This is a genomic window from Lawsonibacter sp. LCP25S3_E2 (assembly GCF_052117285.1).
Lineage (GTDB): Bacteria > Bacillota > Clostridia > Oscillospirales > Oscillospiraceae > Lawsonibacter.
Genome location: NZ_JBQKJL010000022.1, coordinates 30,199 through 46,933 on the forward strand (window position 1 = coordinate 30,199; position 16,735 = coordinate 46,933).

The following is a 16,735-nucleotide window of genomic DNA, read 5'->3' on the forward strand; positions in this document are numbered from 1 at the left end:
TGAAACTATCCTTGTGGTTATTGCTGAACGAAGATCGAGCCATGCAGGGGAGGAATTGTATGCCTTTTGAAATTATTAGAAACGACATAGCCAAGGTGAAAGCTGATGCGATTGTGAATACGGCAAACCCGGAACCACGGATTGGAGCTGGAACGGATCATGCAATTCATCGCGATGCGGGGCCACAATTGCTGGAGGCACGAAAACAGATTGGTAACATTGCTCCTGGTGAGGCCGCTATTACGCCAGCATTTAATCTGAATGCAAAGTATGTAATCCATGCTGTAGGACCGGCTTGGCAAGGTGGAGACAAAGGTGAAGAACAGATTCTACGCCGTGCATACGACAATGCATTGGAAATCGCAGTGCTTCATGATTGCAAAACGGTCGCATTTCCCCTTATGGCTACGGGTACATACGGGTTCCCTAAAAATAAGGGTATGTCAATAGCGGTCAGTGCCTTTACTGATTTTTTATTGACGCATGATATTCGGATTATTCTTGTGGTGTTCGATAAGCTGGTGGTTGAGCTTGCCGGACAGCTATTCGATGACCTACATCATTATGTAGACCAAGACTATGTTGATGCAGCCCACACGGAAGAATATGGAATCCGGCACTGTGCTACCAGCTATCAAGAATTAACTGCGCGCTTGACTGATCTCCGCAGGCCAATTGGTGTAGTTGGCGCTATTCCGGAGCAACCAAAATTCCCGGCTAATAAAAAGAGCGCCTGTTTGAAGGAACTCGTGAGTCAGCCAGGAATAGGTTTTCATAAGAAGTTATTTCAGTTAATTGACGAAAGAGGACTGAAAGACTCTATTGTGTATGATCGCGCCGGTATTTCCAAGCAGCAATTCAGCCAGATACGGAATAATCCTGCCTACACACCAACTAAAAGTGCAGCAATTAGACTTGCTCTGGCGTTGGAGTTAGATTATGAAGCCACACAGGACTTTTTAGGTAGCGCTGGATATACGCTGTCCCAAAGCATTCCAGCGGACATTATTGTGGAATATTATATCAGGCATGGAGAGCATAATGCTGTCAAAATCAATATTGAATTGGATAACTATAATCAACCGCTCCTCTTAAAAACCCGAGAGTAAAAGTAAATTGGTACTTTACCAATGCCCCCTTCAGATTTGGTATGCTTATGCCATCAAATCTAAGGGGGCTTCTTTTATGAAGAATCGACTGCGCGATATCCGAGATGGCATTGCTGTTGGTGCCGTGATAGGCGGTGCGATTGGAACAATCTTTCAGGGACTCACATTTGCAATTCCGGGTGGCAGAGAACTGAAAATTGTCCGGGCGACCGCAGTAATCGTTCCTAAAGTGATTAGGCTGTCGGGAACGGCAGTCGGCACATTGGTCGGTGCTACTGTTGGAGCACATATTTCTAAAGATGGAAGAAACGAGGTGAAAACAAAAAAGAAGAGTGAAGTCAATCTCAAAAGTGAAGAGAGGTGAAACGAGTTTGAAGAAGACAGTAGTAGACCCTGGCTGCGGCAGACTTATTTGGAAATATGCCACACTCTTCATGTTGTTGATCTTGGTGGGTATATTCGCCAATAGGTTGTTGGACTGTTTAGATTGTTGCAAATGTGTGCTTCAATATACCATTCCGGCAATTCCAGCAGATAACGCAAAGCCATTTTCCGAAAAGGTTTATTGGCAGGAAAACGGCCTGGTTGACCATTTTATGGCTATGCCTGCTTCTGCAAGAAGGTATTTCATTCTGCACTGTACTGAATGTGTCATATACTGCATTCTTATGGTCGTTGCAGGCCTGACCTTCTGCAAAACTATGTTTTGTAGGCAACCCAAGAACTGTGCATGAGAATCGTAACGAATAGTTACTATGAAAATGGAAAAGTAAAGGAGAATTATTATGGAAAGAATCGTATCTAAAATCGCTGGCATGGGTGTTCCTGGACTGGTCCTCTTGGTTGCGATAAATGCAACTGGACTCTCTGGGGCGGCGGCAATGACCACTGCTTTAGCGGCTATTGGCCCTGGCGGGATGTTAGGCGGTGTGGCGTGCCTTCTGGCGGCGGCTCTCATTTTGGATGGGCTTACGGAATGGGGCTTTGATGCCTTGTTCGCCGGAGTAGTGCGGGAGTTGTATGTAAACGGCGAAACAAAGGACAGCATCAAGCACAAGATTTCTAAGTATCCCATTACGAAGAAGCTGAAAAGGAGACTTCTGTGGGAGGTAGAGAACTTTAGAGCGGCATGAGATAAGTCGCGCTAAAAAAGTTCAGGGCCAATTAACTCCAATTGCGAGTCGTGTCAAAAAAGTCAACTGTCAATTGACCCTTTCCTCCCATAGATTTGTTATGCTTACAGCATCAAATCTATGGGAGGTTTTCATAATGGAAAAAAAGTTGACAGAGTTAGTTTTTTTGCTGGATCGAAGTGGCTCCATGGGCGGTCTGGAGGAGGATACGATTGGCGGCTTCAATGCAATGATAGAAAAGCAAAAACGGGAACCTGGCGAGGCCTTTGTTACAACGATCCTCTTTGATCATGAAGCGGAGACGCTGCACCAGAGAGTGCCAATTCAGTCGGTTCATCCGTTGACCAATGAATATTCAGTACGAGGTAGTACGGCGCTGCTGGATGCTCTGGGCAAAACTATTCGGACCATTGCTTTTCGTCAGAAAAAGGCAAAGCCAGAAGAGAGGCCTGAAAAGACAATCTTTGTTATCACGACAGATGGCTGTGAAAATGCCAGCCGTGAATATAGCTACCCTCTTGTAAAGCAGATGGTGCAAGAGAAGCAGTCAGAGAATGGCTGGGAGTTTCTGTTCTTGGGAGCGAATATGGATGCTATTTCAGCTGCGGCTCGATTCGGCATTAGAGCAGAGCGAGCTGTTCGGTATAAGGCCGATCATGACGGAATCCGATTAAACTTTGGCGTGGTTAGTGAAGTTGTCAGTTCAGTAAGAACCTGTGCATGTATCAGCGATGATTGGAAAGATAAAATTGAAGCTGACTTTAAGAAACGGGGGTAATATCATGTTTGGTGCGATTTTGGGAGATATGATTGGCAGTCCTTATGAATTCAATTCCCACAATTATAAGGCGAAAGACTTCCCGCTTTTCTCAAAAGCGTCACACTTTACAGATGATACGGTGATGACGCTGGCGGTTGCTGACGCCCTCATGAATGCAGGAGAGGGAGAGGATCTACGGAAACGGCTGGTTCGATCCATGCAGACTATTGGCCGAAGACATCCGTATAGCGGCTACGGGAGTATGTTTAACTGCTGGCTCTATCAGAAGAGTGCGCGGCCTTATAACAGCTATGGCAACGGAGCGGCTATGCGTGTGTCTTCTGTTGCATGGATTTGTGAAGATATGCCGCAGCCACGAACATCAGCATGGCAGCAGCCTATGAGGAGTTGTGCCGTATTTTTCAGTCCGGAGAGGACATCCGAAGAAGAAAGCTTAATGACACTCCCCGAAATCAGAAGATTGTAACACCGGAAGCTGAGTTGGCTCCATCCAATATCCGCGATAATACTTACAGAAATCTCCTCTCTCTGCTCACCCTTGGGTCTATGCACAGAGAGTCCCTGCTTATGCGGGGACTCTCTGGCGATGCAATTGACCAACTTGGGTATCGAACCACACCTGCGGTGCGGTCGGGGCGTATAGTTGCTGAGCTTCTGGAGCGCGGATGTGAATTGGAAGGTGTTCCAGGTTTCTATCGTGACCACGAGACTGGCAGTTGGAAATTGGATATCAGAGCTTCGGGTATTATGATCCCGGACCGGAATATGATCGGAGAGATTGAAGCCATTCAAATCCGCTTGGATCGGCCCTACAAGTCCAAGTTTAACAACCTTACCAGTGTTGATAAGTATTACGGGACAACCGCTTCCTGCTGCCCCCATTTCGCAGGCCCTCATGATTCTGATGCGGTCTATCTAACTGAAGGCGTCATGAAGGCAGATATTGCTCAGCACCTATCAAATGCGCTTGGCCAACCCAGATGCTTTGTTGGCCTAACTGGTGTGGGCAACATCAATCAGTTCCGTAGACTGCTCAAGGAGTTGGCCACCGTTCATATCAACCGGATCATCGTCGCTTTCGATATGGATGCCCTGATCAATGAAAATGTGCGTAATGCACGACATCGGGTATTACAGGAAGGCAGCGATGCCGGATTTGAGATGACGCCAATTGCCTGGGATGAGAAATACAAAGGGATTGATGACTTGCTGCTCTCTTTCAAGGAGGCAAGGGCATCATAAAATCAGTAAGGTCGCTGTTGCACTTCATGAGCAACGGCGACCTTTTTTCGGAGATGAGTGCTGATATGACAGCGAAAGATTTATTAAACTTCCCAAGCGGTCTCTACACCAGTGGTGATCTCGTGATCATGCGTCAGGAAGGAGTAGGATTCTTGATTATGGAAGAGACACATCATAACTGGGTGGAGTTACGCAGATATGATGAAACTGGCCTATTGACTGAGGTAACTTACGAACGAGCGTGAAAGGAATTGATGGCATGAATACGAAAATCAACTATTTATATCGTGACGCTGATAACTACAAAGTCCATAATGAGTGTGTTGTCCAAGGAACTATTTCCGCTGAACGAATCGCTGTTGTCCTGGAATGTTTGGATGAAGGAGAATACTTTATCCCCCATCTGGTTGGCCTGCCGGAGAAACGGTTTGATACCTTTGATCCGCAGGTCGATCATCCGTATTTTGAGCTATCGGAGGATAGCTTTGAGGAAACGATGGAGCCGGCAACTGTCGAAGTTAAGGCAGATGAACTCGTATCAGCATTTTTGAACTGCAAGGGCAAATGGGAACAAATTGACCCGGATCGGACGATGGAATTGCTGAACATACTCATTGATGAAAAAGTCAATGATGAAGGCGGCCATGGATATCGGGTTGTCGAGAGATTAGTGGAACTTGGCTTCTCCAAAAAAGAGCTCATGGTTCTGAAGTTTACTGAGAGCGACATTGACCGTGCATTGCAGGAGGGAGAAGAGTATGTTTGAAATCTACTTTTCTGACCTGACGCCAGAGGCGCAAGAAAGATTCTTGGCCGCCTGTGGTCTTTCCAGCGCTTCTGCGGGCAATTATGATGTGTTCCCGCTAACAGCCATCCCCATCCCGGAAGTGGACTGGGAGAGAGCAGAAACAAGCGCACCATTGCAGCGAATGGGCTAAACATCAAATACGAATTGGAGGAGTCTTGGCATGAATGAGATAAAACACGAGCGATTCTGCCGCGTTGTCGAAAAGCGCATGGCAGTGCTTATTGACAACATCGAAAAGCTGGGTAATTGTTCTTCGCGAGTATCGTATGACTATACGCAGGAAGAGGTTCAGAAGATCATTGACGAGCTTGACTATCAGCTGAAGCATCTCAAGGAGCGCTTCTCGGGAAAACGGGCTTTTTCGCTAAGCAGCAGTGAAGAACCTGATGAACAGTAATTGATTATCTGATATAGCTTTCTGGGGAGTAACCGCAATGGTTGCTCCCCAGAAATATATAAAACTTTTTCGTTGGACGGGTATAATACCCCCTGCTTTTTCTCCATTTATTATGAAGGGACATTATGCTCAAACAATCTGTATAGCGAGGAGGTATTTGAATGCCCATGTACACGAGGGAAGAAGCAGCCGAAATCCTTGGCGTGTGTGTCAACACTTTGGACCGGATGCGTAAAGAACGAAAAATCGGTTACTACCAAGCAAGACCTCGATGCGCCGTGAAGTTTTCACAAGAGCACATCGACAAGTACTTAAAGCGAGTAGAGCAAAATCCCAAAGAACTATTCCGAAACAGTAGAAAGTGAAGAGCGTGGCTGCACCAACCGTGCAGCCACGCTCTTTTTTTTGACGGCAGAAATGAGGGGAAATTTAACCTCAAATAGTCACCTCAAAATGGCCAAAAAGCGATTTAACCTCAAAAGTCACCTTTACATATTGTGTTTATAAAATAGCAAACCACAATATATTGTGTCCGAATGTGACAGGTATTAGACCCCTCGGATTTAGGTATTTCAACTTTTAACAAAAGAAACCCCGGAAAACCGAAGTTTTCCGGGGTAACTGATAACAAAATCAGCGCTTGGAGAACTGGGGAGCACGACGGGCGGCCTTCAGGCCGTACTTCTTACGCTCCTTCATACGAGGATCGCGGGTCAGGAACCCAGCGGCCTTCAGGGCGGGACGGTACTCCTCGTTGGCCAGCAGCAGGGCACGGGCGATGCCGTGACGGATGGCGCCGGCCTGGCCGGTCACACCGCCGCCGGTAACGGTGGCAACAATGTCAACCTTGCCCATCTGCTCGGTGGCGACCAGGGGCTGACGCACGATCAGCTTCAGGGTCTCCAGGCCGAAGTAGTCGTCGATGTCGCGGCCGTTGATGGTGATGGCGCCGGTGCCGTTCTGGAACAGGTGAACCCGAGCCACGGAGGACTTCCGGCGGCCGGTCCCATAGAAATAAGGCTTCTTGCTCTTATACATGATTCAAATCCTCCTCTTACTCGGCGTCCCAGACCTGGGGCTTCTGGGCGGCGTGGTTGTGCTCGCTGCCGCGATAGATGTGCAGACGAGTCAGGGAGTCCTTGGCAATGGTGTTCTTGGGCAGCATGCCGCGGATGGCCAGCTTCATGGCCAGCTCGGGCTTGGTCTGCATCAGGGTGCGGTACTTGACTTCCTTCAGGCCGCCCACCCAGCCGGAGTGGTGACGGTAGTACTTCTGATCCAGCTTCTTGCCGGTCAGAACGGCCTTCTCGGCGTTGATCACGATGACAAAGTCACCGCAGTCAGCGTTGGGGGTGAACTCGGGCTTGCGCTTGCCGCGCAGCAGATCCGCAGCCAGAGCGGCGGTCTTGCCCAGGGGCTTACCGGCGGCATCCAGCACGTACCAGGTGCGCGTGATGTTCCCCTTGTTAGCCATAAAAGTGGACATAGGTGAAACCTCCATTTTACTTCAATATCTCAACCATTGGATCAATGATAAAAACATTTTGCTCCAGCTCTGTACAAGCGGAGCGTTTTGTATTATAGTACGGAGGTAACCGGGTGTCAACGGTTTTTTCGGGAAAAATTTATTGATTTTATCATATCTCTTGTTTTCTCTCGAAATCACGCTTAATCTCTTGAATTCTCACTTTTGATTTCTGTTTTTGATTTTAAAAAGTGGGCCGGATTCTTATAAGAAATACCCCTTTTGCCCGGTTTCCCCCTAACTTTTGAAAAGGAGCTAAACCATGAACAAGATACTCTCCCTGGTGCGCCGCTGTGTGGAAGATTATGACATGATACATCCCGGAGACCGGGTGGCAGTGGGCGTTTCGGGAGGAAAAGATTCCCTCATGCTGCTGTGTGCCCTGGCGAAGCTGCGGGAATTTTATCCCATTCCCTTTGAGGTGGAAGCCCTGACCCTGGATATGGGCCACGCCGATGGGCGTCCGGGGATGGATTTTTCTCCCGTCAAGGAGTTCTGCCAGAAGCTGAATGTGCCCTATACCATTATAAATAGCGAGATCCACCATGTCATTTTCGATCTGCGGAAAGAGAAAAATCCCTGCTCCATGTGTGCGAAAATGCGCAGAGGCGCCCTTCATGGTGCCCTTCAGGAAAAGGGAATTACAAAAATCGCCCTGGGACACCACTATGATGATGCAGTGGAGACTTTTTTTATGTCGCTGATTTTTGAGGGGAGGCTATCCTGCTTCCAGCCGGTCACCTATTTGGACCGCACTGGCATTACCCAGATCCGCCCCATGCTCTACTGTGGGGAGAATCTGATCCGCCACACGGCCCAGCGTCTCCAGCTTCCTGTGGTGGAGAACCCATGCCCCGCCAATGGAAACACAAAGCGCCAGGAAATCAAGGAACTGATCTATGAACTCCAGGGCCGCTATCCGGGGCTGAAGGCCAGGGCCTTTGGTGCCATGCAGCGTCTTCCCCTGCCGGAGTGGGGGCCGGTGGAACACCGCCGGCGTCCTCTGCCCGAGGATCTGGGAGAATAACGCACACAAAATAATTTTTGACAGGACGAAGGAACTTTTTGTTTGCGGCTTCGTCTATGAATTACAAAGGGAAATGAAACGCCAAAACTGTTTAGGAGGAACTCACATGAAACGTAAACTGACCGCTTGTATGCTGGCTGCGGCTTTGTCCGTGTCCCTGGCTGTTCCTGCGCTGGCATTGGAAACTGCGAGCGCTGAGAGCGGGACGCCCCAGGTAAGTGCACCCACAGAAGGAAACAATAAGGCTAAGAAGCACAGTGTGCTGTACTATGGCAAAGTGGCGGAGATCGGTAAGGATGAGGCAGGAAACATCACCCGACTGGTGATGGAGTCTGAGGCATATGGCGATTATATTATGAACGTGTCCCAGAATGTGGTGTGGATCGACAGCGGAAATAAAACCGCTTCGGATCCCGCTACCTTAAAGGTAGGGGAGGGGATCTATGTGTTCCACAGCCCCGTTTCCACCTATTCCATTCCCCCTCAGTCTCCTGCCCTGGCCATTGTGCGCAACATCCCCCAGGACATCAGCAGTGCCCACTATCAGGTGGTAGAGAGCGTGGAAAAGCTGTCTGACGGTTCGGTGCGGATTGTGACCGATCAGGGCGGGCTGCACATCACTGCGGATGCAGACACCGGATTGTCCAGATATGTGGACAACAAGGCCTTTGATCTGAATGAGCTGAAGGCCGGCGACCGGATCATGGCCTGGTATGAGGCGGTTTTGGAGAGCTATCCGGCCCAGACTCATGCCCAGCATGTGATGCTTTTGCCCGCTGCCAGCACCAAGACAGAGGCGGAAGCTGCGGAGCCGGAAGAGGGCGCCCAGCTGACCATGGAGCTGGACGGCAAGGTTCCCAATATGGTGGGCCGGTATGAGAAGGGCACCGCCATGGTGCCTGTGGCTGCAGTGGCGCAGGCGCTGGGCTTCCAGGTGACCTATACCCCCAAGGGCCACAGCGCACTGGTCACGGTGGAGAGCGACAGCTTCCAGGTGCGTTTGGACATCGGGAACCCCTCCATTACCGGGGTGACCAAAATCCCCGATGCAGTGGGGATGACTGCCCCTCAGAATTATGGAAAGGCCCCCTATATTGTGGACCCCGGCACGACCTGGGCCCCCGCCGAGCTCTTTGAGATGCTGGGCAAGACGGTAACCCTCGAGGGGACCAATCTTATTATCAAATAACTTAGCAGCACAGTGCAAAGGTTCCGGCTGTCCATGGGGCAGCCGGAACCTTTATTGGTTATATGGAGTAAGAATAAGGGATTTGTGTCCATTTCCTCTTGCATATGGGGGATAAAACAGATATAATATTTGGGCCAAATGCCAAAAATGAGAACGGAAAGAGGAATTGCCGTGAAATTAGGTATCGTAATAAATTAGCCTTTTTTCATAAATCCATGTACCTCCATAAAAGTCCGTAAAACCGCATGGTTGCAAGGTTTCTTAAAAAAGCAAAAGCATAAAGCTCCATGTAAAATCACATAATTTAATGCCATTTGGGCGTAGAAATGGGCGTAGATTGATAGTTCAAAATCGGAGTCCAATGCAATTTTTACTGATAAATAGTACGCTTATAAGTTTCTACGGATAAGACCATACGGCATAACAGAACAAACCGAAAATTTTATATTGCACCGCACAAGCGGCGTTTCCCACTTCCACACGGAAGAACAGGAACGCCGCTTTTTTCATGCCCTTTGTTACGCAGTAGGGGCAGAAAAAGCCTTGCTACAAGCGGCTTTGCGGAAGCAATTTTGACAGGGCAAGGGGTTTATACCTTTTCCCTCAAAATCGCCGTTCTACTGCGTAACAAATCCAAAGCAAAGGAGTGATGAAGCTATGGCAGTATTCCGCGTGGAGCGCAACACAGGCTACACCGTAATGAGCAACCACCACTTACGCAATAAGGAGCTTTCCTTAAAGGCAAAGGGGCTGTTATCTCAAATGTTGTCTTTGCCGGAGGATTGGGACTACACCCTTGCGGGGCTGTCCTATATCAACCGGGAAAGTATCGACGCTATCCGTACCGCCGTTTGGGAGCTTGAAAAAGCCGGATATATCACAAGGCGGCAGGGACGCGACGAGAAAGGCAAAATGACCGCTATCGAGTACACCATTTACGAACAGCCGCAGCCGCCGGAATTGGATTGCCCGGTATTGGAAAAACCAACAGCGGATAACCCGATATTGGAAAATCCGACAACGGATAATCCGACGTCGGAAAATCCAACGCAATTAAATAAAGATATATCAAGAACTAACTTACCAAAAAAAGAAAAATCAAATACGGATTTATCAATTACCCATTCCATTCCTATCCATTCCCTAAATCCCTTGCCTTATGACGGGGACGAAGCGGCAGAGCCGCCGGAACGGAAAAGAACGGAAAGGAACGACGCTTACCGAGTGTATGAGGAAATTATCAAAGACAATATCGCCTATGACATTCTCTTGCAGGACAGAAGCCTTGACCGCGACCGTCTGAATGAGATTGTTGACCTTATGCTTGAAACCGTCTGTACGGCACGAAAGAAAATCCGTATTGCCGGGGACGATTACCCCGCCGAGCTTGTGAAGTCAAAGTTTATGAAGCTGAACAGCGAACATATCCGCTTTGTGCTTGACTGTATGCAGGAGAATACAACAAAGATCCGCAACATCAAGCAGTACCTAAAGGCGGTGCTTTTCAATGCCCCGTCTACCATTGACAGCTACTATACTTCCCTTGTCGCTCACGATATGGCAAGCGGCGCACTTGCACCGAGGAAGCCGAAGTACGGCGACCCGGACTACTACACCTACAACGAGGGCGAAAGCCTGTAAACGAAAAAAGGAGGATTTACCACATGGCACAGAAAACAGGAGCTTTGATTTTTGACGAAACCGCTGACCGCTACGATATTCGCTTTGATATTGCCGACTATTACGGCGGCTTGCATTGCGGCGAGTGCATGGACGTATTCACAGGCGGCAAATGGAAGCCGACCCGGATTGAGTACGGGGACAACTGGTATCTTGTAGGTATCCGCGCCGAGGACTTGAACGGGCTGCGGGTACGGATTTAACGGGGCGGCGTGAAGAACGGACGCCCCTTTTTCACGCCCAAAAGCGGCGTGCCACCCTAACACTATCACTACCGGGAAAGGAGGACGGTAAACATTGCAGGACGAAATCAACGAAAAAGTGGTTGCGCTCTCTGTCAAGGGAGCAAAGCTGACCGCTGAAATGCTGCAAAAGGCAATCAAAGCCATGCTTGCACAGGCAAAAAAGCAGCAGGAAAAACAGCCCCACGGGAAGCAGACCCTAAAGCAGCTTGCGAAACAGAACGCGGGGCTATCCAACATTGAGATAACCGAGGGCAATATCAAAGCTTTTGAGCAGACGGCAAAAAAATACGGTATCGACTTTGCCCTAAAGAAAGACAGCACCGAAACGCCGCCCCGTTATCTCGTCTTTTTCAAGGGGCGGGACGCGGACGCTCTGACCGCAGCCTTTAAGGAGTTTTCCGCAAAGAAGCTGAACAAGGAGCAAAAGCCCTCTATCCGAAAGGCACTTGCCACATTCCGGGAAGCAGCAAAGCAGCTTAACGCGAACCGTCAAAAGACAAAACACAAGGACAGGGAGGTATCGCTATGAAGCCGAATATCAAGAAGCTGCTTATCCTAAACGCCCCCTATCTGCTCTTTGTGTATCTCTTTGATAAAGTCGGACAGGCGGTGCGGCTCTCGCCGGGGGCTGACCTCTCCGGCAAGCTGCTTTCCATTGACAGTGGCTTTTCTGCCGCCTTTTCAAATGCCCTGCCGAGTTTTGCCCCTATGGATTTGCTTATCGGCATTGTCGGGGCTGTCGTTATCCGGCTTGCGGTCTATGTGAAAGGCAAGAACGCAAAGAAATACCGTAAGGGCATGGAGTACGGCTCTGCACGTTGGGGCAATGCCGAGGATATAAAGCCATATATCGACCCCATGTTTGAAAATAACGTGCTGCTGACGCAGACCGAAAGGCTGATGATGAGTAGTCGCCCGAAGCACCCGAAATATGCACGAAACAAAAACGTACTTGTAATCGGCGGCTCCGGCAGCGGCAAGACGAGGTTTTTTGTAAAGCCCAACTTAATGCAAATGCACAGCAGCTATGTTGTAACCGACCCAAAGGGTTACAATGATGTAGGACAGAGAAAATATCACAACAACAAAATGCGGTATTTCCTGTGCCCTACATAGAAACTGAGAAAGGAGGAAAAAGCCGATGGCGGTAAAGAAAATCAAGTATACGGCACTCTATGAGCGTTTGTCCAGAGATGACGAGATGCAGGGCGAATCAAACTCCATAGTCAACCAGAAACGCTATCTGGAGGAGTATGCACAGGCTCAGGGCTTCAAGAATATCCGGCATTTTACAGATGATGGCTACTCCGGCACCAACTTCAAGCGTCCTGGCTTTCAGAAAATGATTGCTGCGATAGAAGCCGGTGAGATTGATGTTGTCTGCGTCAAAGACCTGTCCAGGTTTGGGCGTGACTATTTGAAAGTCGGATTTTACACCGAAATCATGTTCCCCGAAAAAGGTGTCCGCTTTATCGCCATCAACAACAGCGTAGACAGTGCCAATCCAACGGAAAACGACTTCACACCGTTTTTGAACATCATGAATGAGTGGTATGCAAAGGACACCAGCAACAAAATACGAACCATTTTCCGTTCCCGGATGCAGGATGGCAAGCGGTGCAGCGGCGCAATCCCCTATGGGTACAGGCGTGACCCAGAGGACAAAAACCATCTTCTGATTGATGAAGAAGCCGCAAAGGTTGTTCGCAGGATTTACCAGATGGTTATTGATGGCATGGGAAGCCAAGCCATAGCCAATCAGCTGACCGCTGATAATGTGTTGATCCCCTCTGCATATCTGGAGCAGTCCGAACATGGAGAAAGCCGTAATCACAGCTACCATGACCCCTGCCGCTGGAACTGTACCGCAGTATCCTACATTCTGGACAAACAGGAATATATGGGGCATACGGTTCTGGGCAAGACCATCTGCGAGAACTTCAAAACCAAGAAACGCCGGAAAGCAAGACCAGATGAGCTGATTATCTTTGAGAACACCCATGAACCGATTATTGATGCAGAAACATGGCATCTGGTTCAAAAACTTCGTAGAAGAACAAGACGTAAACTGGCAAACGGAAGCTATTCGCACCGCCTTTCTGGGCTGGTGTACTGTGCAGATTGTGGCAAACGCCTTTCCTATTCAAGCCCACAGTCACAGCACAGACCAGATGGAAAAACCTATGATGCAGACAGTAGTTTTCGTTGCCCCACCTACAAGTCCATGTATGGCGAATGCACCATGCACTATATCAAATCTTCCACTCTGGACAAGCTGGTTGATGAAGCTGTCCGAAAAATTGCCCGGTATGTTTTGAGGAATGAACAGGCATTTTTGGAACAAGTCAGGGTGCTAACCAGTGCCGACCAGAAGCATACGCAATCAGAGGACAAAAAAGAGCTGGTAAACATCAAAAAAAGGATTGCAGAGCTGGATAACTACATCAAGCGACTGTATGAAGGCAATGCTTCCGGTAAAATTCCTGACCGCCAGTTTGAAAAGCTCATGGCTCAATATGACAGTGAGCAACAGGAACTGGAGGAACGAGTAAAAGAGATTGAAGTGAGCATCCATGAGATTCAGCAAGAATCAGAAAATGGTCAACAGTTTGTGCGTCTGGTACAGAAGTACCGTGACCTTACAGAAATTGACCAGACCGCTCTCAATGAGTTTATTGACAAAGTAGTTGTCCACGAAGCAACCGGCGGCAGAACAGCAGACCGAAGCCAGCAAATTGATATTTACTTTAATTTCATCGGTCAGTTTATGGTGGAAGATACCGAAGAAGAACTGCTGATGCAGGAACAGGAAGCACAAAGGCTGGCTGATCTAAAAGAGCGTGAACGAAAAGACCGCAGAAACGAAACCGTCCGCAGGTACAGGCAGCGTAAAAAGGAACGGGAAGTCAAACAAGCGGAATCTGTTTCTGGATAATTCGCTGTGAGAAAGGAGTGTGATTTTCTTGTGGGTAGTTAGGTTTATTCGCAAAGACGGTAAGCCCGATGAAGAATATTTTTACCCGACTTTTTCTGATGCAGAGTATCATAGGCGTTTATTTGAGAATGATTCTTCTGACCTTTATGAAAGAATTGAAGTTGTTGAGCTGTGAAAAAAATGGAGGTTACTATGCAAGACTTAAAACCGAGAATCCATGAAAACGGCATGGACTATGTGCTGGTGGGCGATTACTATGTGCCGGATTTGAAACTGCCAGAGGAACACCGCCCTCTGGGAAAATGGGGACGGATGCACCGAGAATATCTGAGAATCACCAATCTGGGGCTGCTGAATGAGCTGATTTTGAGCGGAAAGCTCTGGACTTATCTGGCAGACCTGAACGAACAGGCAACGGACAGGCTGCACCTGATTATCCGCCAGATGGCAGAAGCCGAGGGTGTGACCGAAGCCATGAAAGCTGAAAATCAGATGTTATGGGTGCAGTCCATGAACTCCATCCGCAGCCGGGCTGAAGAAATCATCAAGGCAGAGTTAATCTACTGCTGAAGGGAGGTGGTGTTATGATTTTGGAAGAGATGTACAGCGGGAGGTTTTATCCATGTGAAACGGTTGTCCCTACATCGGAAGTATACCGCAAGGCGGTCAAAGCCTGTGAGAACCTGATGGAGCAGCTGTCCCAGCGGCTCAGCAAAGAGGACTATGAGCTGGTGAAGGAACTCCGGGCGCAGACAGCAATCGCCCAATGTGAAGAAAGCGAAAGCCACTTCAAATACGGCTTTTCCGCTGGGCTGATTGTTCAGCATGAAGCCTATGAACAGGTCAATGGGGAGAAATAGCCATGTTTCTGATAAAGCTGTTGGCATTGCCGCTAATAATAGCTGTGACCCTGATTCAATGGGTGGCAATCTTTCTGACTTCCTTTTCTGCTATCCTGTTTGACCTGCTGGCAGGAATTATCTTCATGATTACACTTGCCGGGCTGATGTTTGGAGTGTGTACCGGCATGGAAGCATTGAAAATGCTGGCAGTCAGCTTTGCAATCTTCATCATCCCCCAGATAGCGGAATGGCTGATTGAAAGAATTGTAGACTTAAACTACGGACTGCGTGATTTTATCAAGTCCTGACCCGACAATTTCATATCGTTCACAAAGCGACAGGTATTCCTATGGGAACTATCTGCCGCTTTTATTTTTATCAACTTCAAGGAGGACTATTTTATGAAAATGAGCATTGGCGAAAAGAAAATCCTGTTTGTCTTTGGCTGCCCCAACCGTGAAGCAACGGTGGATCGTCTGTATCAGGTGGCAGACCTGATTCCCGACCCTGCCGGAAAGAAAGTCGTGGAAGCTCTGGCTGACAAGCTGGACAGCGAGGGCGTAGAAAAGTGGTATCGCTGCTTCTTCTACAATATGAAGCTGGAGATGGAAGCCTATTACCGGCACAAGGCTATTTTGAATCGCATCGTGGGCGGCAGTATGGAGGTTGACAATGACGAGATTGACGAAGATTGAGAAAGAAACCATCATCCTGTTCAACGAGGGAGAAAGCACTGCCAGCATCTACACCTACAATGCCGGGCTGAAAAAGCGGCTGGCTGCGTTCAGCAAAAAATATCCTGACCTATGCCAGATGGAAAAGCCGGAGCATCTGGGCGGCGTGTCCTATCTGATCGACAAGTCCCGTCTGTCCATCCGCTTGCAGCCCCCATACAGCGAGGAACGCAGGCAGAAAGCCAGTCAGTACGCCCGGCGAAATGGTTTCAGTGGCAAGACCAAGTAATGTAGCAATAAAGGCTGATTTGCGGTCAGAATGTCGGGTCTGCACCCGATGTTCTGACCGCAATATATGTGGGGGCAATGCCAGTAAAGCGATTTGAACTTCTTGTTCCAAAACGCTTGTTCGATTTGCGTATATTGAAAATGTGTCCATATAAGTCCATCGTTGTCCGCTGTTTTCCCTCATTTTATTGACATTCGGGGGTTCGTATATTAGAATATATAATAGCGAAAAACAGAGTGGAGGAATTAACCTATGGATACGGAACTGTTAACTGTTTCTCAAACAGCTCAATATCTACAGCTTTCTGAAAAAACTATACGACGAATGATTGGAAATGGTAGTTTGCCAGCTTCAAAACTTGGCAATCGTACTTGGCGGATTCGTGCGTGTGATGTTGATGAATATGTGTCTAACTCTTGTCAAAATAAACCCGCATACAGCATAACAAATCTCCCAGAACTGGAACTGGAAACCCCGGAGCATCCTCGCCTGATCTCCCTGTTTTCAGGTTGTGGTGGAATGGATTTAGGGTTCAAAAAAGCAGGATTTGACATTGTGTTTGCAAATGACTTTGATGCAGATGCTCAAGCAATATACTCACTCAACTTAGGCGAAATAGATAAGCGTGATATATTATCGGTTGGTGAAGATGAAATTCCAGATGGAGATATCTTAACCGCTGGTTTTCCGTGCCAGCCTTTTTCTAATGCAGGTAATCGGAAAGGCGTCCACGACTCTCGTGGTATGCTATACAAAGAGTGTCTGCGTATAATTCAAAAAAAGATGCCGAAAGTAATTGTCTTTGAAAATGTTAAAGGTTTGCTTTCGACAAAGTATATTGATGGACGCAATTTAGCAG

Annotated in this window: 25 protein-coding genes and 1 pseudogene; 24 read left to right on the forward strand and 2 right to left on the reverse strand. The window is 48.3% G+C overall.

Going from position 1 to position 16,735, the window contains the following annotated elements; genetic code table 11:
- Nucleotides 1–59 precede the first annotated feature (59 nt).
- The 11 genes from ACTQ3R_RS14500 (at nucleotide 60) to ACTQ3R_RS14550 (ending at nucleotide 5,835) form a co-directional block, all read left to right on the forward strand.
- Complete coding sequence (locus tag ACTQ3R_RS14500; protein WP_441779898.1) at nucleotides 60–1,109, forward strand: macro domain-containing protein; 1,050 nt, start codon at nucleotides 60–62, stop codon at nucleotides 1,107–1,109.
- Nucleotides 1,110–1,185: 76 nt separating this feature from the next.
- Nucleotides 1,186–1,473, forward strand: coding sequence for a hypothetical protein (locus ACTQ3R_RS14505; RefSeq protein ID WP_441779897.1), 288 nt, complete (start codon nucleotides 1,186–1,188; stop codon nucleotides 1,471–1,473).
- 421 nt (nucleotides 1,474–1,894) lie between these two features.
- A complete protein-coding gene (locus ACTQ3R_RS14510; protein WP_441779896.1) occupies nucleotides 1,895–2,242 on the forward strand; it encodes a hypothetical protein in 348 nt (115 codons plus the stop codon).
- Between the two features lie 136 nt (nucleotides 2,243–2,378).
- The gene (locus tag ACTQ3R_RS14515; RefSeq protein ID WP_441779895.1) at nucleotides 2,379–3,020 is read left to right on the forward strand and encodes a vWA domain-containing protein; all 642 of its coding nucleotides are present in this window, start codon (nucleotides 2,379–2,381) and stop codon (nucleotides 3,018–3,020) included.
- A gap of 4 nt (nucleotides 3,021–3,024) precedes the next feature.
- Nucleotides 3,025–3,489: an ADP-ribosylglycohydrolase family protein gene (locus ACTQ3R_RS14520; RefSeq protein ID WP_441779894.1), complete on the forward strand. Its 465-nt coding sequence runs from the start codon at nucleotides 3,025–3,027 to the stop codon at nucleotides 3,487–3,489.
- 101 nt (nucleotides 3,490–3,590) lie between these two features.
- Complete coding sequence (locus tag ACTQ3R_RS14525; RefSeq protein ID WP_441779893.1) at nucleotides 3,591–4,265, forward strand: DUF3854 domain-containing protein; 675 nt, start codon at nucleotides 3,591–3,593, stop codon at nucleotides 4,263–4,265.
- A gap of 65 nt (nucleotides 4,266–4,330) precedes the next feature.
- Nucleotides 4,331–4,510 (forward strand): hypothetical protein, encoded by a 180-nt coding sequence (locus ACTQ3R_RS14530; RefSeq protein WP_441792678.1) that lies wholly within the window; start codon nucleotides 4,331–4,333, stop codon nucleotides 4,508–4,510.
- Nucleotides 4,511–4,524: 14 nt separating this feature from the next.
- On the forward strand, nucleotides 4,525–5,031 hold the full coding sequence (locus ACTQ3R_RS14535; protein ID WP_441779891.1) for a hypothetical protein: 507 nt from the start codon (nucleotides 4,525–4,527) through the stop codon (nucleotides 5,029–5,031).
- Entirely contained in the window at nucleotides 5,024–5,203 is a 180-nt protein-coding gene (locus tag ACTQ3R_RS14540) for a hypothetical protein (protein WP_441779890.1), read from the forward strand. Before ACTQ3R_RS14535 ends, ACTQ3R_RS14540 begins: the two co-directional genes overlap by 8 nt.
- Nucleotides 5,204–5,233: 30 nt before the next feature.
- Nucleotides 5,234–5,470, forward strand: coding sequence for a hypothetical protein (locus ACTQ3R_RS14545; RefSeq protein ID WP_441779889.1), 237 nt, complete (start codon nucleotides 5,234–5,236; stop codon nucleotides 5,468–5,470).
- A 161-nt stretch (nucleotides 5,471–5,631) separates the two neighbouring features.
- Nucleotides 5,632–5,835 carry a helix-turn-helix domain-containing protein gene (locus ACTQ3R_RS14550; RefSeq protein ID WP_414600951.1) on the forward strand — a complete coding sequence of 68 codons (204 nt, stop codon included), beginning with the start codon at nucleotides 5,632–5,634 and terminating at the stop codon, nucleotides 5,833–5,835.
- A 268-nt stretch (nucleotides 5,836–6,103) separates the two neighbouring features.
- Here the strand turns inward: ACTQ3R_RS14550 and rpsI are convergent, their stop codons facing one another.
- Nucleotides 6,104–6,508 carry a 30S ribosomal protein S9 gene (gene rpsI, locus ACTQ3R_RS14555; protein WP_441779888.1) on the reverse strand — a complete coding sequence of 135 codons (405 nt, stop codon included), beginning with the start codon at nucleotides 6,506–6,508 and terminating at the stop codon, nucleotides 6,104–6,106.
- A 16-nt stretch (nucleotides 6,509–6,524) separates the two neighbouring features.
- A complete protein-coding gene (gene rplM / locus ACTQ3R_RS14560; protein ID WP_441779887.1) occupies nucleotides 6,525–6,956 on the reverse strand; it encodes a 50S ribosomal protein L13 in 432 nt (143 codons plus the stop codon).
- A gap of 301 nt (nucleotides 6,957–7,257) precedes the next feature.
- Between rplM and ACTQ3R_RS14565 the strand changes: the two genes are divergently transcribed.
- The 13 genes and pseudogenes from ACTQ3R_RS14565 to ACTQ3R_RS14625 all read left to right on the forward strand — a co-directional run.
- Nucleotides 7,258–8,022: a tRNA 2-thiocytidine biosynthesis TtcA family protein gene (locus ACTQ3R_RS14565; RefSeq protein WP_441779886.1), complete on the forward strand. Its 765-nt coding sequence runs from the start codon at nucleotides 7,258–7,260 to the stop codon at nucleotides 8,020–8,022.
- 106 nt (nucleotides 8,023–8,128) lie between these two features.
- On the forward strand, nucleotides 8,129–9,211 hold the full coding sequence (locus ACTQ3R_RS14570; RefSeq protein WP_441779885.1) for a stalk domain-containing protein: 1,083 nt from the start codon (nucleotides 8,129–8,131) through the stop codon (nucleotides 9,209–9,211).
- Nucleotides 9,212–9,868: 657 nt separating this feature from the next.
- Nucleotides 9,869–10,852: a DUF6017 domain-containing protein gene (locus ACTQ3R_RS14575; RefSeq protein WP_069986841.1), complete on the forward strand. Its 984-nt coding sequence runs from the start codon at nucleotides 9,869–9,871 to the stop codon at nucleotides 10,850–10,852.
- Between the two features lie 23 nt (nucleotides 10,853–10,875).
- Entirely contained in the window at nucleotides 10,876–11,094 is a 219-nt protein-coding gene (locus ACTQ3R_RS14580; protein WP_005422968.1) for a DUF5348 domain-containing protein, read from the forward strand.
- 94 nt (nucleotides 11,095–11,188) lie between these two features.
- Nucleotides 11,189–11,665 carry a PcfB family protein gene (locus tag ACTQ3R_RS14585; protein WP_069986842.1) on the forward strand — a complete coding sequence of 159 codons (477 nt, stop codon included), beginning with the start codon at nucleotides 11,189–11,191 and terminating at the stop codon, nucleotides 11,663–11,665.
- Nucleotides 11,662–12,186, forward strand: a pseudogene (locus ACTQ3R_RS14590) (type IV secretory system conjugative DNA transfer family protein); the annotation flags it as partial. The gene ACTQ3R_RS14585 and the pseudogene ACTQ3R_RS14590, both read left to right, overlap by 4 nt.
- A gap of 91 nt (nucleotides 12,187–12,277) precedes the next feature.
- The gene (locus ACTQ3R_RS14595) at nucleotides 12,278–14,071 is read left to right on the forward strand and encodes a recombinase family protein (protein ID WP_087283470.1); all 1,794 of its coding nucleotides are present in this window, start codon (nucleotides 12,278–12,280) and stop codon (nucleotides 14,069–14,071) included.
- 192 nt (nucleotides 14,072–14,263) lie between these two features.
- On the forward strand, nucleotides 14,264–14,641 hold the full coding sequence (locus ACTQ3R_RS14600) for a TnpV protein (RefSeq protein ID WP_087283472.1): 378 nt from the start codon (nucleotides 14,264–14,266) through the stop codon (nucleotides 14,639–14,641).
- 14 nt (nucleotides 14,642–14,655) lie between these two features.
- Nucleotides 14,656–14,931 (forward strand): DUF6809 family protein, encoded by a 276-nt coding sequence (locus ACTQ3R_RS14605; protein WP_087283474.1) that lies wholly within the window; start codon nucleotides 14,656–14,658, stop codon nucleotides 14,929–14,931.
- A gap of 2 nt (nucleotides 14,932–14,933) precedes the next feature.
- Nucleotides 14,934–15,221 carry a CD1845 family protein gene (locus ACTQ3R_RS14610; protein ID WP_087283476.1) on the forward strand — a complete coding sequence of 96 codons (288 nt, stop codon included), beginning with the start codon at nucleotides 14,934–14,936 and terminating at the stop codon, nucleotides 15,219–15,221.
- A 93-nt stretch (nucleotides 15,222–15,314) separates the two neighbouring features.
- Nucleotides 15,315–15,608 (forward strand): hypothetical protein, encoded by a 294-nt coding sequence (locus tag ACTQ3R_RS14615; protein ID WP_087283479.1) that lies wholly within the window; start codon nucleotides 15,315–15,317, stop codon nucleotides 15,606–15,608.
- A complete protein-coding gene (locus tag ACTQ3R_RS14620) occupies nucleotides 15,586–15,876 on the forward strand; it encodes a molecular chaperone (RefSeq protein ID WP_087283481.1) in 291 nt (96 codons plus the stop codon). The genes ACTQ3R_RS14615 and ACTQ3R_RS14620 overlap by 23 nt, the downstream gene beginning before the upstream one ends.
- Before the next feature lie 252 nt (nucleotides 15,877–16,128).
- A partial coding sequence (locus ACTQ3R_RS14625; RefSeq protein WP_441779884.1) for a DNA cytosine methyltransferase occupies nucleotides 16,129–16,735 on the forward strand: 607 nt, incomplete at its 3' end.

Excerpts from the sequence above, each read along its gene's own strand:
- ACTQ3R_RS14500 (WP_441779898.1), top strand. The coding sequence starts at position 60 with ATGCCTTTTGAAATTATTAGAAACGACATAGCCAAGGTGAAAGCTGAT.
- ACTQ3R_RS14505 (WP_441779897.1), top strand. The coding sequence starts at position 1,186 with ATGAAGAATCGACTGCGCGATATCCGAGATGGCATTGCTGTTGGTGCC.
- ACTQ3R_RS14510 (WP_441779896.1), top strand. The coding sequence starts at position 1,895 with ATGGAAAGAATCGTATCTAAAATCGCTGGCATGGGTGTTCCTGGACTG.
- ACTQ3R_RS14515 (WP_441779895.1), top strand. The coding sequence starts at position 2,379 with ATGGAAAAAAAGTTGACAGAGTTAGTTTTTTTGCTGGATCGAAGTGGC.
- ACTQ3R_RS14520 (WP_441779894.1), top strand. The coding sequence starts at position 3,025 with ATGTTTGGTGCGATTTTGGGAGATATGATTGGCAGTCCTTATGAATTC.
- ACTQ3R_RS14525 (WP_441779893.1), top strand. The coding sequence starts at position 3,591 with ATGCGGGGACTCTCTGGCGATGCAATTGACCAACTTGGGTATCGAACC.
- ACTQ3R_RS14530 (WP_441792678.1), top strand. The coding sequence starts at position 4,331 with ATGACAGCGAAAGATTTATTAAACTTCCCAAGCGGTCTCTACACCAGT.
- ACTQ3R_RS14535 (WP_441779891.1), top strand. The coding sequence starts at position 4,525 with ATGAATACGAAAATCAACTATTTATATCGTGACGCTGATAACTACAAA.
- ACTQ3R_RS14540 (WP_441779890.1), top strand. The coding sequence starts at position 5,024 with ATGTTTGAAATCTACTTTTCTGACCTGACGCCAGAGGCGCAAGAAAGA.
- ACTQ3R_RS14545 (WP_441779889.1), top strand. The coding sequence starts at position 5,234 with ATGAATGAGATAAAACACGAGCGATTCTGCCGCGTTGTCGAAAAGCGC.
- ACTQ3R_RS14550 (WP_414600951.1), top strand. The coding sequence starts at position 5,632 with ATGCCCATGTACACGAGGGAAGAAGCAGCCGAAATCCTTGGCGTGTGT.
- rpsI (WP_441779888.1), bottom strand. The coding sequence starts at position 6,508 with ATGTATAAGAGCAAGAAGCCTTATTTCTATGGGACCGGCCGCCGGAAG.
- rplM (WP_441779887.1), bottom strand. The coding sequence starts at position 6,956 with ATGTCCACTTTTATGGCTAACAAGGGGAACATCACGCGCACCTGGTAC.
- ACTQ3R_RS14565 (WP_441779886.1), top strand. The coding sequence starts at position 7,258 with ATGAACAAGATACTCTCCCTGGTGCGCCGCTGTGTGGAAGATTATGAC.
- ACTQ3R_RS14570 (WP_441779885.1), top strand. The coding sequence starts at position 8,129 with ATGAAACGTAAACTGACCGCTTGTATGCTGGCTGCGGCTTTGTCCGTG.
- ACTQ3R_RS14575 (WP_069986841.1), top strand. The coding sequence starts at position 9,869 with ATGGCAGTATTCCGCGTGGAGCGCAACACAGGCTACACCGTAATGAGC.
- ACTQ3R_RS14580 (WP_005422968.1), top strand. The coding sequence starts at position 10,876 with ATGGCACAGAAAACAGGAGCTTTGATTTTTGACGAAACCGCTGACCGC.
- ACTQ3R_RS14595 (WP_087283470.1), top strand. The coding sequence starts at position 12,278 with ATGGCGGTAAAGAAAATCAAGTATACGGCACTCTATGAGCGTTTGTCC.
- ACTQ3R_RS14600 (WP_087283472.1), top strand. The coding sequence starts at position 14,264 with ATGCAAGACTTAAAACCGAGAATCCATGAAAACGGCATGGACTATGTG.
- ACTQ3R_RS14605 (WP_087283474.1), top strand. The coding sequence starts at position 14,656 with ATGATTTTGGAAGAGATGTACAGCGGGAGGTTTTATCCATGTGAAACG.
- ACTQ3R_RS14610 (WP_087283476.1), top strand. The coding sequence starts at position 14,934 with ATGTTTCTGATAAAGCTGTTGGCATTGCCGCTAATAATAGCTGTGACC.
- ACTQ3R_RS14615 (WP_087283479.1), top strand. The coding sequence starts at position 15,315 with ATGAAAATGAGCATTGGCGAAAAGAAAATCCTGTTTGTCTTTGGCTGC.
- ACTQ3R_RS14620 (WP_087283481.1), top strand. The coding sequence starts at position 15,586 with ATGACGAGATTGACGAAGATTGAGAAAGAAACCATCATCCTGTTCAAC.